Annotated in this window: 13 protein-coding genes; 3 read left to right on the top strand and 10 right to left on the bottom strand. The window is 61.1% G+C overall.

Annotation, left to right across the window (positions count from 1 at the left end; translation table 11 throughout):
• The first annotated feature begins 16 nt into the window (after positions 1 to 16).
• Positions 17 to 2,794: an aconitate hydratase AcnA gene (gene acnA / locus ACPF9B_RS04635; RefSeq protein WP_424179567.1), complete on the top strand. Its 2,778-nt coding sequence runs from the start codon at positions 17 to 19 to the stop codon at positions 2,792 to 2,794.
• Between the two features lie 75 nt (positions 2,795 to 2,869).
• On the opposite strand, the gene ACPF9B_RS04630 is transcribed toward acnA, so the two are convergent.
• From ACPF9B_RS04630 to yajC, 9 genes are read right to left on the bottom strand one after another with little or no spacing between them, the layout of a single operon-like run.
• Positions 2,870 to 3,409, bottom strand: coding sequence for a DsbE family thiol:disulfide interchange protein (locus tag ACPF9B_RS04630; protein ID WP_424179565.1), 540 nt, complete (start codon positions 3,407 to 3,409; stop codon positions 2,870 to 2,872).
• A complete protein-coding gene (ccmD, locus tag ACPF9B_RS04625; protein ID WP_007205127.1) occupies positions 3,402 to 3,545 on the bottom strand; it encodes a heme exporter protein CcmD in 144 nt (47 codons plus the stop codon). The genes ACPF9B_RS04630 and ccmD overlap by 8 nt, the downstream gene beginning before the upstream one ends.
• A complete protein-coding gene (locus ACPF9B_RS04620) occupies positions 3,538 to 4,266 on the bottom strand; it encodes a heme ABC transporter permease (protein WP_424179563.1) in 729 nt (242 codons plus the stop codon). The genes ccmD and ACPF9B_RS04620 overlap by 8 nt, the downstream gene beginning before the upstream one ends.
• A 42-nt stretch (positions 4,267 to 4,308) precedes the next feature.
• A complete protein-coding gene (ccmB, locus tag ACPF9B_RS04615; RefSeq protein ID WP_424179561.1) occupies positions 4,309 to 4,965 on the bottom strand; it encodes a heme exporter protein CcmB in 657 nt (218 codons plus the stop codon).
• Positions 4,962 to 5,576 carry a heme ABC exporter ATP-binding protein CcmA gene (ccmA, locus tag ACPF9B_RS04610; RefSeq protein ID WP_424179559.1) on the bottom strand — a complete coding sequence of 205 codons (615 nt, stop codon included), beginning with the start codon at positions 5,574 to 5,576 and terminating at the stop codon, positions 4,962 to 4,964. Before ccmA ends, ccmB begins: the two co-directional genes overlap by 4 nt.
• The gene (locus tag ACPF9B_RS04605) at positions 5,577 to 5,930 is read right to left on the bottom strand and encodes an Mth938-like domain-containing protein (RefSeq protein WP_424179557.1); all 354 of its coding nucleotides are present in this window, start codon (positions 5,928 to 5,930) and stop codon (positions 5,577 to 5,579) included.
• Between the two features lie 12 nt (positions 5,931 to 5,942).
• Positions 5,943 to 6,911 (bottom strand): protein translocase subunit SecF, encoded by a 969-nt coding sequence (gene secF, locus ACPF9B_RS04600; protein ID WP_007205132.1) that lies wholly within the window; start codon positions 6,909 to 6,911, stop codon positions 5,943 to 5,945.
• A gap of 4 nt (positions 6,912 to 6,915) precedes the next feature.
• Entirely contained in the window at positions 6,916 to 8,577 is a 1,662-nt protein-coding gene (secD, locus tag ACPF9B_RS04595) for a protein translocase subunit SecD (protein WP_424179555.1), read from the bottom strand.
• Positions 8,578 to 8,598: 21 nt separating this feature from the next.
• Entirely contained in the window at positions 8,599 to 8,880 is a 282-nt protein-coding gene (yajC, locus tag ACPF9B_RS04590; RefSeq protein WP_007205134.1) for a preprotein translocase subunit YajC, read from the bottom strand.
• A 249-nt stretch (positions 8,881 to 9,129) separates the two neighbouring features.
• On the opposite strand from yajC, the gene serS reads away from it, so the two are divergent.
• Complete coding sequence (gene serS / locus ACPF9B_RS04585; RefSeq protein WP_424179553.1) at positions 9,130 to 10,422, top strand: serine--tRNA ligase; 1,293 nt, start codon at positions 9,130 to 9,132, stop codon at positions 10,420 to 10,422.
• Complete coding sequence (locus ACPF9B_RS04580) at positions 10,419 to 11,129, top strand: hypothetical protein (protein ID WP_424179551.1); 711 nt, start codon at positions 10,419 to 10,421, stop codon at positions 11,127 to 11,129. Before serS ends, ACPF9B_RS04580 begins: the two co-directional genes overlap by 4 nt.
• Here ACPF9B_RS04580 and der read toward each other — a convergent pair.
• Entirely contained in the window at positions 11,119 to 12,576 is a 1,458-nt protein-coding gene (der, locus tag ACPF9B_RS04575; protein WP_007205137.1) for a ribosome biogenesis GTPase Der, read from the bottom strand. The two genes, ACPF9B_RS04580 and der, sit on opposite strands and share 11 nt — an antisense overlap.
• Positions 12,577 to 12,607 lie beyond the last annotated feature (31 nt).

Below are 12,607 nucleotides of genomic sequence, written 5' to 3'. Positions count from 1 at the left end.
CATGAAAGGGATAGCCATGACCGTCACCGTCGGCAAAGACACCGCCAAAACCCGCAAGACATTGACCGTGGGGGACCAGTCGGTCGCCTATTATTCGATCCCCGCCGCACAGGCCGCTGGCTTGGGCGATTTTTCCAAACTGCCTGCCGCGCTCAAAGTGGTGCTGGAAAACCTGCTGCGGTTCGAGGATGGCGGCTTTTCGGTCAGCGTTGATGATATCAAGGCATTTTCCGACTGGGCCACGATGGGCGGCAAGAACCCCCGCGAAATCGCCTATCGCCCTGCCCGCGTGTTGATGCAGGATTTCACCGGTGTTCCCGCCGTGGTCGACCTTGCCGCGATGCGCGACGGGATCAAGGCGCTGGGGGGCGATGCCCAGCAGATCAACCCGCTGAACCCTGTCGATCTGGTGATCGACCATTCGGTGATGATCGACGAATTCGGCAACCCTCGTGCGTTCCAGATGAATGTGGACCGCGAATATGAACGCAACATGGAACGGTACCAGTTCCTGAAATGGGGCCAAAAGGCGTTCCAGAACTTCCGCGTTGTCCCACCGGGTACAGGCATCTGCCATCAGGTGAACCTTGAATATCTGGCGCAGACCGTCTGGACCGACACCGACCAGAACGGCGAATTGGTCGCCTATCCTGATACGCTGGTCGGCACCGACAGCCACACCACCATGGTCAACGGTCTGGCTGTGCTGGGCTGGGGCGTTGGCGGGATCGAGGCAGAGGCCGCGATGCTGGGCCAGCCTGTGTCGATGCTGATCCCCGAAGTTGTCGGCTTCGAGCTGACAGGCGCGATGACCGAAGGCACCACCGGCACCGATCTGGTGCTGAAAGTCGTGGAAATGCTGCGCAAACTGGGTGTGGTTGGCAAATTCGTCGAATTCTACGGTGCGGGTCTTGATAACCTGCCCTTGGCCGACCGTGCGACCATCGCGAATATGGCGCCCGAATATGGCGCGACCTGCGGGTTCTTCCCGATCGACAATGAAACCCTGCGCTACCTGCGCAACACCGGCCGTGACGAAGACCGCATCGCGCTGGTCGAAGCCTATGCCAAGGAAAACGGGTTCTGGCGTGGCGCGGATTACGCACCCGTGTATACCGAAACCCTGTCGCTGGACATGGGCACCGTTGTGCCTGCGATTTCAGGCCCCAAACGCCCGCAGGACCACATCAATCTGGATGTCGCCGGCAAGGCGTTCGGCGATTACGTCAAAGGCGTGCGCGGCGGCGTGACAGCCACCGCCAAGGAAGAAGTCCGCTGGGAAGGTGAAGGCGGCCAGCCAGAGCCCGTCAACATCCCCGGCGACGAAGGCCATCACAGCCGTGGCTATGTCAAAACAGCCGACGGCAGCTACCAGCTGCATGACGGGTCCATCGTAATCGCCTCGATCACCTCCTGCACCAATACATCAAACCCCTATGTGATGATCGGGGCCGGTCTGGTCGCGCGCAAGGCCCGCGCTTTGGGTCTGAACCGCAAACCTTGGGTGAAAACATCGCTCGCCCCCGGCAGCCAGGTCGTGTCCGAATATCTGGAGGCTGCTGGCCTGCAAGAAGACCTTGACGCCATCGGGTTCAACCTTGTCGGCTATGGCTGCACCACCTGTATCGGCAATTCCGGCCCGCTGGACCCTGCGATCAGCAAGGCGATCAGTGACTATGACCTGATCGCCACATCGGTCCTGTCAGGCAACCGCAACTTTGAAGGCCGCATTTCGCCTGACGTGCGCGCGAATTATCTCGCCTCGCCGCCTCTGGTGGTGGCCTATGCGCTGGTCGGCGATATGAACATCAATATCGCCACAGACGTGATCGGGCAGGACCAGAACGGCAATGATGTCTATCTGCGCGATATCTGGCCCACCTCGGCGGAAATCAACGCGCTGGTCGAACGCACCGTGACGCGCGAAGCCTTCATCAAGAAATACGCTGATGTATTCAAAGGCGACGAGAAATGGCAGGCGGTGGAAACCACCGATAGCGAAACCTACGACTGGCCAGCATCATCCACCTATGTGCAGAACCCGCCTTATTTCCGCGGCATGTCCAAGGATGCCGGCACGATCCAGAACGTGCATGACGCCAAGGTGCTGGCGGTGCTGGGTGACATGGTCACGACCGACCATATCTCGCCTGCCGGGTCGTTCAAGGACACCACCCCCGCCGGTCAATATCTGATCGCGCGGCAGGTGCCGGTGCGTGAATTCAACTCCTACGGGTCGCGGCGCGGCAATCACGAGGTGATGATGCGCGGCACCTTCGCCAATATCCGCATCAAGAACGAAATGCTGGACGGCGTCGAAGGTGGCTATACCACCGGACCCGATGGCGCGCAGACCTCTATCTTTGACGCGGCAATGGCGCATCAGGAAAACGGCACGCCTTTGGTCATCTTTGCGGGTGAACAATATGGCGCCGGGTCCAGCCGTGACTGGGCCGCCAAAGGAACCGCCCTGCTGGGCGTCAAGGCCGTGATCGCGGAAAGCTTTGAACGGATCCACCGGTCCAACCTTGTCGGGATGGGCGTGGTGCCGTTCGAGTTCACTGGCGGTGACACCCGCAAGACATTGGGCCTGACCGGCGATGAAACCGTGACGATCCTTGGTCTGGATGCAGTGAAACCATTGCAGGACATGACCGCACAGATCACGATGGCCGATGGCACGGTGAAAAACATCACCGTCAAATGCCGGATCGATACCGCGGTCGAGATCGAATATATCGAAAACGGCGGCGTGTTGCATTATGTGCTGCGCAACCTTGCCAAAGTGGCATAAACGCAAAAACCCCGGTGGAAACACCGGGGTTTTTTATCGCTAGGCGGCGTAGGGTGCGCATTTTGCGCACCCGTGTTAGCCGCCCGTCGCCTTGGCCAGTTCGGGCAAAAACCTTTGTTCGTAATCCGACCCCACCAGCGGGCCGATGAACCGGAACAACACCGTCCCGTCACCATCCACGATGAATGTTTCAGGCGGGGCTGTGACCCCCCAATCAATCGCGGACCGGCCGCGCAGATCAAACCCCGTGGCAAAGAACGGATCATCGTAATCCACCAGATAGCCCGAGGCCTGCGGTTGCTGGTCGCGGAAATTGATACCGGCGACACGGTAACCCTGATCTTGCAGCGCCAGCAGGTTGGGATGTTCGGCCCGGCAGGGCGGGCACCAGCTGGCCCAGAAATTGACGATCGTCACCGCGCCACTGCGCAGATCGGCATCGGTCAATTGCACGGTGCCGGCGACCGCCTCGGCCGGGACAGGCGGGGCTTGGCGACCGACAAAGGTCGATGGTAATTCCTCGGGATTGTCGCGCAAGAGACCGGCAAGAAACAGGCCCGCAAAGGCGGCAAAAACCACCGGCGGCACAATCATCAGGGGCGACAGCCTAGCCATTCTTTTCAACCTCGTCCAAGGCGGCGCGCACCCGCAGATACCGCCGCCAGCTCAGCCCCAGTATACCCGCCAACAGCGCGATACTGCCGACATAGGCCGCCGTCACCTCGACAGCATAGGTTCCCAGATCAGGCATGTTGCCCCCTTGCCTGCAACGCCCTGATCCGGCGCACGCGAATTTCGGTACGGGTGCGCATCAGCACCAAGGCGACAAACAACAGCACGAACCCCGCGATACAAATCAGCAGCGGGTAATAAAACACATCCGCCACGTTCTTTTCCGCATCCAGCGACAATGATGCGCCCTGATGCAGCCCCTGGTTCCAGAAAAACACAGCATAGCGCGCCAGAATCGCAAAGATCGACCCCACGATGCACAGGATCGCCGTCAGATCAGCGGCGGTATCGGGATCCTCGATCGCCTCCCAAAGCGCGATATAGCCCAGATAGAACAGAAACAGGATCAGAAAGGATGTCAGGCGCGGGTCCCATGCCCACCATGTCCCCCACATCGGCTGGCCCCAGACAGCACCGGTCCACAGCGCGATCAGCGTCATCACCACCCCCACAGGGGCAGCCGCCCGTGCGGCCAGCGCGCTGACGTGATGCCGGCGCACGACCCAGATCAATGAGGCCACCAGCATCATGATCCAGGCATTGATCGCCATCAGCGCGGCGGGCACATGCAGGTAAATGATCTTGACCGTCGATCCCTGGCGGAAATCGTCAGGGGTGAAAAAGAATCCCCAGATCAACCCCACGACCAGACAGACCCCCGCCAGACCAAAGGTCCAGGGCAGGACAGATCTTGTCCAGCTCATAAAAAGCCTTGGATTGGCATATTCCCATAACGACATGGCGTCTATTTATCCTTCTGACACATCTGGCTCAATCCCCGATCACCGCAGATTGATGCGTAACACGGCCGCAGTGGCGAATGGCAGGATCGCGAAACAGCCCGCCGTGATCCCCCCCTGCAAGATCAGCGCGCCGCTGGCGTCCAGCCCCGCCGCGCCGCGCCGCACCGCCTCGGCCCCAAAGATCAGGGTCGGCACATAAAGCGGCAGCACCAGCAGCGACAACAGCAAGCCGCCGCGCCGCAGACCCACCGTCAATGCGGCCCCAAAAGTGCCGATCATCGACAGGGCCGGCGTGCCGATCAGCAAGGACGCCAGCAGATAGCCGTAAGCCTCGGGTTGCATCAGCAACAAAAAGCCGAACAACGGTGCCGCCAATGTCAGCGGCAAGCCCGTGGTGATCCAATGCGCGCAGGCCTTGATCAGCCCTGCAGCCTCCAGTGGCAAGGGCGATGTGGCCAGCAAGGCCAGCGATCCATCCTCGAAATCCAGCGCAAAGATCCGGTCCAGCGACAAAAGCGCCGCCAGCAAGGCCCCGATCCACAAGATACCCGGTGCAATCGGGCTGAGGACGTCACGGTCAGGCCCAACGCCGAACGGCACCAGCACCACCACGATCAGGAAAAACGCAAGGCCAAGGCCAAAGCCGCCGCCTGCCCGCAGCGCCAGCCGCAGGTCGCGTTTCAGCAGGGCGATCATAAAAACGCCTCATCCGTGCCGCCGCCGGTGCCGGGGGCGGATTTGAACGGGGTCAGGTCCAGCACCGGCGCATCAAGCCCCAGATCAATATGGGTAGCGATCACCGCAATCCCGCCTTGGGCCAGATGGTCCCCCTGTAGCCAGCGCGCGAACATCGCCACCGACCCTGTGTCCAGCGACACGGTCGGTTCATCCAGAAACAGGATCTTGCGCCCGATTACCGCCAGCCGCGCCAGCCCCAGCCGCCGCTTTTGCCCCGCCGACAGGGTGCCGCCCTGCCGGTTGCGCAAGCCAGCCAGATCGAACCTGTCCAGCACCGCCAGATCCAGCGGCATGCCGTAAACCTCGGCCCAAAAGGCCAGGTTTTCGGTCACGGTCAGCGCGGTCTTGATCCCGTCGGCATGGCTGGCATAGGCGGCTGTTTCCTCTGGCATCACCACATCGCCGGAAATCGGCGGTTGCAGCCCCGCCAGCGTGCGCAGCAAGGTGGTTTTGCCAATGCCATTTGGCCCACGCAGGACCAGCGCCTGCCCTGCGACCAGATCAAAGCTGACATTGCTCAGGACCGCTGCACCGCCGCGGGCGCAGCCCAGACCCACGACATGCAACATTCAGACAGGGATCAGGGCAACCGCGACGCGGCGCCCTTCGGATAAAAGCACGTTATAGGTCCTACAGGCAGCAGGCGACGCCATGCTTTCCACGCCGATCCCGGCCTGTTCCAGCGTGCTGCGAAAATCCGCAGGCAGATGCGCGATTTCCGCACCAGTGCCGACGAACACCACATCGACATCCGCCATCCGGTCGATGATCGCACCCGTATCCGTGAACCCGCCCCAAGGTGACACGCCTGTCGGGAACACCAGCACAGCGCCCTGCACGACCTTGCCGCCGATGCGGAAAAAGCCGGGGCCATAGCCGTCAATCGGGACAGAATCGTTATATCTGATCTCGTTCAGGCGCATCGGTTTCCCGCCTCAGCTATCAATATGGCCGTATTTGGTGCCTGCGGCGGGGTCTTTTTTGGACCAATCCCGCTTGACCCCCAACATCAGCACGATGTTCTTGGCGACATAAAGCGAAGAATAAGTCCCGACAATGATGCCCCATGCAATCGCAAAGACAAAGCCCCGGATCACATCACCGCCCAACACCAGCAATGCAATCAACGCGATCAGCGTCGTGCCAGAGGTCATGATCGTGCGGCTGAGCGTTTCATTGGCCGACAGGTTCAACACATCAACCAAGGGCTTGGCCTTGTATTTGCGCAGGTTTTCGCGGGCGCGGTCAAACACGACCACGGTGTCGTTGATCGAATAGCCCACGATGGTCAGCAGCGCCGCGATGATCGCCAGATCGAACCTGATCTGGAACATCGAAAAAATCCCAATCGTCAGCGCCACGTCATGGATCAGCGCAGCCACTGCGCCCACGGCAAATTGCCACTCGAACCGCAGCCAGATGTAAATCACGATCGCCGTCAACGCGCCCAAAACCGCCATGACCGCCGTGCGGATCAATTCGCCCGACACCTTTGGCCCCACGCTTTCCACGGATGGGAAGGTAATGTCGGGGGCAACGCCGCGCAGGGCGTCTTGAATCTGCGCAATTGTCTGCGGCGAGATGCTTTCATCGCCATCTTGCGCCTGAATCCGGATCATCGCGACATTCTGGTCATCGTCAAAGGTCGGATCAAAGACCTGCGTGATACTGATATCGCCCAATTCAAGCGGGTTCAGCGCCTCGCGATAGGCGGCGACATCGACGGATTGGGTCGATTCCGTGCGGATCGACGTGCCGCCGCGAAAATCGATCCCGAAATTCAGGCCATACACCACAAACACCACCAACGACATGACCACCATCAGCGCGGACGCGCCAAAGCTCAGCCAGGCGTAGCGGAAAAAGTTGATATTCGTCTGTTCAGGAACCAGCCGCAGGCGCATTGCGTCAAACCTCGATTGTCTTGGGTCGGCGGTATGCGAACCAGATGGAAATCAGCGACCGGGTGACGAAAATCGCGGTAAAGACCGATGTAATGATCCCCAGTCCCAGCGTGATGGCGAAACCGCGCACAGGGCCGGACCCCAGCGCAAACAGGATCACCGCCACCATGAAAGTGGTGAAATTACTATCCGTGATCGCCGATAGCGCGCGTTCATAGCCAAGCTCGATCGCGCGGGCCGGGCCTTTGGCGGTTTTCAATTCTTCACGGATACGTTCGAACACCAGCACATTGGCATCCACCGCCATACCCACGGTCAGCACGATCCCCGCGATCCCGGGCAGCGTCAGCGTGGCGCCCACCAGCGACAGTACGCCAAAGATCAGGCCAAGGTTGATCACCAGCGCGATATTGGCAAACCAGCCGAAAAGACCATAGCTCAGACCCATGAACACGACGACCAGCAGCCCGCCCACCAGCGCGGCCAGACGGCCTGCATCAATCGAATCCTGCCCTAATTCGGGGCCGATGGTGCGTTCTTCCAGAAAGGTCAGTTCCGCAGGCAAGGCACCCGCGCGCAGCAGCACGGCAAGATTGGTGGCCTCTTCGGTGGTGAAATTGCCGGTAATGATGCCCGATCCACCCGGAATATGGCTTTGGATCGTGGGGGCGGAAATCACCTCGTTATCCAGCACGATGGCAAAGGGCGATCCGATATTGGCCAAAGTATAATCGCCGAAAACCCGCGCGGCAGAGGTGTTGAACCGAAAGCCAACCGCCGCCCGCCCGTTCTGGTCGAAATCCAGCTGCGCGTTTTCGAGCTGTTCGCCGGTCACGACTGGGCGGCGTTCAAGGATATAGAACAGCCCCGGGTCATCCAGCGATGGCACAAGGAAATTGCCGGTACCGGGGGATTGGTTTGCATTGCTGGTGCGCGCGACCACAGGGTTGAATGTCAGCTGCGCGGTGGTGCCCAGCAGGTCCTTGATTTCCTGCGCCGATCCGACACCGGGCACCTGCACCAGCACGCGTTCGAGCCCTTGGCGTTGGATCGTGGGTTCACGGGTCCCAACCTCGTCGATGCGGCGGCGGATAATTTCCAGCGTTTGCAGCATCGTGCGTTCGTTCATGGCGGACATTTCCGCCTCGTTGATCGTGATGGTCAGCAAGGTGCCAGTGATCCGCACGTCGATATTGGACGCCGCAGCCCCGGTAAAAGACGTGACCGGACGGCCCAGACCGCGCACCAGCTCAAAGGCGCGCGCGGCCCCCGCCGCATCAGAAATGCGCACGCGCAATTCACTGGCGGGGCCTTCCTCGCGCGTAACAAAGCCCACAACATCGCGTTCCGCCGCCAGCACGTCACGCACCTGCGGCCAGAAACCTTCGAGAAAGGATGCGTGGACATCCTGCACCGCGACTTCGACCAGCAGATGCGCGCCACCGCGCAGATCCAGCCCCAGATTAACCAGCGTGGATGGCAGGAATGACGGCCAAAGACCGGCATCGTGTTCCAGCGCGGCACTGGTCTGGCCCGTGGCGATCAGCGCGCGCGCATCGTTCGCCACCTCGACACGGCTGTAAAACCCGTTCGGTAGCGCCAGCATCAGGCCAACCACCACGGTCAGCCAGATCATGATCTGCTTGGGATAAGAAATAGACAGCATCTGGCGGCCTTTTCGGCGTCGTTAGGTTTTGGTCGGCTCGGTCTTGTTCAGCACCGATACGATCGTCGGCTTCATGACACGGACGATAACGCCAGAGGCGATCTCGACCTCGACCTCGCTGACCTCGTCCTTGACCTTGACGATCTTGCCGACAACGCCGCCCTGCGTGACGACCTGATCGCCACGGCGCAGTGCAGCCAGCATCGCGGCATGTTCTTTCACCCGCTTTTGCTGAGGCCGGATCAGCAGGAAATACATGATCCCGAAGATCAACAGCAACATAACCAGATCGGCAGCTCTCATTTTGGATCCCTTGTATTGGTTGGGGCCTGGCGGCCCGACAGTCGCAAGACCCTAAAAGTTGCAAGGCTGATTTGCAACAAGGTCCCTTCCTTGTGCCATATGGGGCAAGGGTGCGCCGGATGCAATCGGGCAGGCCCGCGCGGGGCGCACTTTTGCGCCAGCTTTGGGGGTGGGCGTGATCTGGCCTACTTTCCTCTGCCCGCAAACTGCGGCATATGTCGCGCAAACGACCAATCCAAGGACAAGCCCATGCATGATATCCGATCAATCCGCGACACTCCGGATGCGTTTGATACGGCCCTGTCCCGGCGCGGGCTGGCCCCTGTCGCGGCCACGATCCTTGATCTGGACGAGGCGCGGCGCAAGCTGATCCTTGCCGCCGAAACCGCGCAGGCCGAGGCGAACAAAGCGTCCAAGGATGTGGGCGCCGCCAAGGCGCGCGGCGACGACGCCGAATTCGACCGCCTGCGTGGCTTGATCGCCGACAGCAAGGCCCGCATCGCCGCCATGAACGACGAGGCGAAAGCGAAAGATCAGGCGCTGAGCGACCTGCTGGCCACGCTGCCCAACCTGCCCGACCCTTCTATCCCCGATGGCAAGGACGAGGCCGACAATGTCGAAATCCGCCGTCATGGCACGCCACGCATCTTCAGCTTTGCGCCGGTCGAACATTACGACATCGCGGGTATCAAACAGGGCATGGATTTTGAAACCGCCGCAAAACTGTCCGGCAGCCGCTTTGTGCTGCTGAGCGGCGCTGTCGCGCGCCTGCACCGCGCATTGGCGCAATTCATGCTGGATTTGCATGTCGAGGAGCACGGGCTGACAGAAACCATCACCCCCGTCATGGTCCGCGAAGACATGATGTACGGCACCGGCCAGCTGCCCAAATTCGGCGAAGACAGCTATCAGACCACCAATGGCTGGTGGCTGATCCCCACCGCCGAAGTCACGCTGACCAATATCGTCAATGGCGAAACGGTGGACGAATCCACCCTGCCCCGCCGCCATGTCGCCCACACGCTCTGCTTCCGCTCCGAGGCCGGATCGGCAGGCCGCGACACATCGGGGATGCTGCGCCAGCACCAGTTCGAAAAGGTCGAGATGGTCAGCATCACGACCCCGGACCAAAGTGCCGCCGAACATGATCGCATGACGCAATGCGCGCAAACCGTGCTGGAACGGCTGGGCCTGCCTTACCGCACCGTGGTGCTGTGTGCCGGTGACATGGGTGCCGGTGCCACCAAGACCCATGATATCGAGGTCTGGCTGCCGGGCCAGAATACCTACCGCGAAATCAGCTCTGTCTCGGTCTGCGGCGATTATCAGGCGCGGCGCATGAATGCGCGTTTCCGCCCTGCAGGCGGCGGCAAGCCCGAATTCGTCCACACGCTGAACGGATCGGGGTTGGCCGTGGGCCGCACCCTGATCGCGGTGGTGGAAAACGGCCAGCAAGAGGACGGATCGGTCGATCTGCCCGCAGCATTGCACCCCTATCTGCGCGGCAAGACGCGGATCACGGCCGAAGGTATGCTCGAATGACACATATCCGGGCCTATCTGACCCTGCTGTTCACGGTGACATTCGTCACCTCGCCCCTGTTTACCAGCCCGTTCAGCGGCTTTCGTGCCGATCAATTGCCGATCCCGCAGATCGACCCGCCGATCCAGCCTGCGGGCTATGCCTTTGCGATCTGGGGGCTGATCTATGGCTGGTTGGTTGTGTCGGCGGTTTACGGGCTGTGGAAACGGCCTGCCGCGCGGGCTTGGGACCGGGTCCGCCTGCCGTTGCTGCTCAGCCTTGCGCTCGGCACGCCGTGGCTGGCGGTCGCCAACGTCAGCCCGATCTGGGCGACGGTGCTGATTTTTGCGATGGCGGTGCCTGCGATCGTCGCCGTATTGGTCGCACCCAAGGCCGACCGGTACTGGCTGCGCGCGCCAGTGTCGATCTATGCGGGCTGGCTGACGGCAGCAGCATTCGTGTCGCTGGGCAGCACGGCGGCGGGATACGGCGTGCTGATGGGCGCGTTGGGCTGGGCCTATGTCGGGATCATCGCGGCGCTTGGCGTGGCGGTCATCACCCAATGGCGCAGCCGCGCGCCGGGGTATGGGCTGACAGTGATCTGGGCCTTGTTCGCGATCATCATGGCCAATGGCACCGCCGCGTTGGGCGTCAGCCTGCTGGCGGGGGCGGGTATCGCGGTGATGACGATCCTGACCATCACCACCACGGGCCGCCCTATTTCTTAAGATGCTTTGACAGGCGCGACGGCTGCGAGGATTTTTTATCCTTGTAGGGGTTCTTGTCACCCTGATCGCGCAGATACAGCCGGATCGGCGTACCCGGCATATCAAAATCAGCCCGCAACCCGTTGACCAGATAGCGTTTATAGCTTTCGGGCATCAGATCAGGGTGCGATGTCATCACCACGAATGCGGGCGGGCGGGTTTTCACCTGCGTGGCGTAACGCATCTTGATCCGCTTGCCCCCCGGGGCGGGCGGCGGGTGCTGTTCCAGCATGCCGATCAGCCAGCGGTTCAATTGCGCGGTGGTCACACGGCGGTTCCAGACGTCATGCGCGCGCATGATCGCCTGTTGCAGCTTATCGAGGCCCTTGCCCGTCTTGGCGGATACCGTGACCAAAGGCGCACCGCGCAGCTGTGGCAACAGGCGCTCGAAACTTTCGCGCAATTCGCGCAATTTGTCCTGCTTGTCGTCCTCGGTGTCCCATTTGTTCACCGCGATCACCACGGCGCGGCCTTCACGCTCGGCAAGGTCTGCGATGCGCAAATCCTGCTGTTCGAACGGGATTTCCACGTCGAGCAGGACAACCACGACTTCGGCGAATTTTACCGCGCGCAGGCCGTCCGACACTGACAGTTTTTCCAGTTTTTCATGGATCTTGGCCTTGCGGCGCATGCCTGCGGTATCAAAGATCCGCATCGGCACGCCAATACCGTCCGGCCCCGCCCAAACCTGTTTCACGGAAATCGCATCGCGGGTGATCCCCGCCTCTGGTCCGGTCAGCAGGCGTTCCTCGCCGATGATCTTGTTGATCAGGGTGGATTTGCCCGCATTGGGGCGGCCCACAACGGCAATCTGCAAAGGTTTGGCGATGGTCGGCACGCGCGGCGCATCTTCGTCGTCTTCGCCCACATCGACATCGGTTTCGGGCGCGTCCAATGCGGCGCGTTCCTCGAAAGCATCGGAAATCGGGCGCAGCACATCCATCAATTCGCCCATGCCTTCGCCATGTTCGGCGGAAATGCGGATCGGCTCGCCCAGACCCAGCGCATAGGCCTCGAGGATGGTGTTATCAGCGGCGCGGCCTTCGCCCTTGTTCGCGGCCAGAATGACATTTGCGTTCTTCTTGCGCAGGATATCGGCAAAAACCTGATCGGCAGGCAGAACACCGGCCCGCGCGTCGATCATGAACAGGCAGACATCGGCCATTTCCACCGCACGTTCGGTCAGGCGGCGCATCCGGCCTTGCAGGCTGTCGTCGGTGGCTTCTTCCAGACCGGCGCTGTCGATCACGGTGAACCGCAGATCGGCCAGCCGCCCTTCGCCTTCGCGCAAATCACGGGTGACGCCGGGCTGGTCATCGACCAACGCCAGTTTCTTGCCGACAAGTCGGTTGAACAAGGTGGATTTTCCCACATTGGGACGGCCCACGATGGCAAGGGTAAAGGTCATATCTACGGCTCCTGACGCGCTAGATGCGTCC

Origin of the sequence: Yoonia sp. TsM2_T14_4, from assembly GCF_049602355.1 — a bacterium.
GTDB lineage: Bacteria > Pseudomonadota > Alphaproteobacteria > Rhodobacterales > Rhodobacteraceae > Yoonia > Yoonia vestfoldensis_A.
The sequence above is the reverse complement of the archived record's forward strand: the minus strand, read 5'-3'. Positions and strand labels throughout refer to the sequence as shown.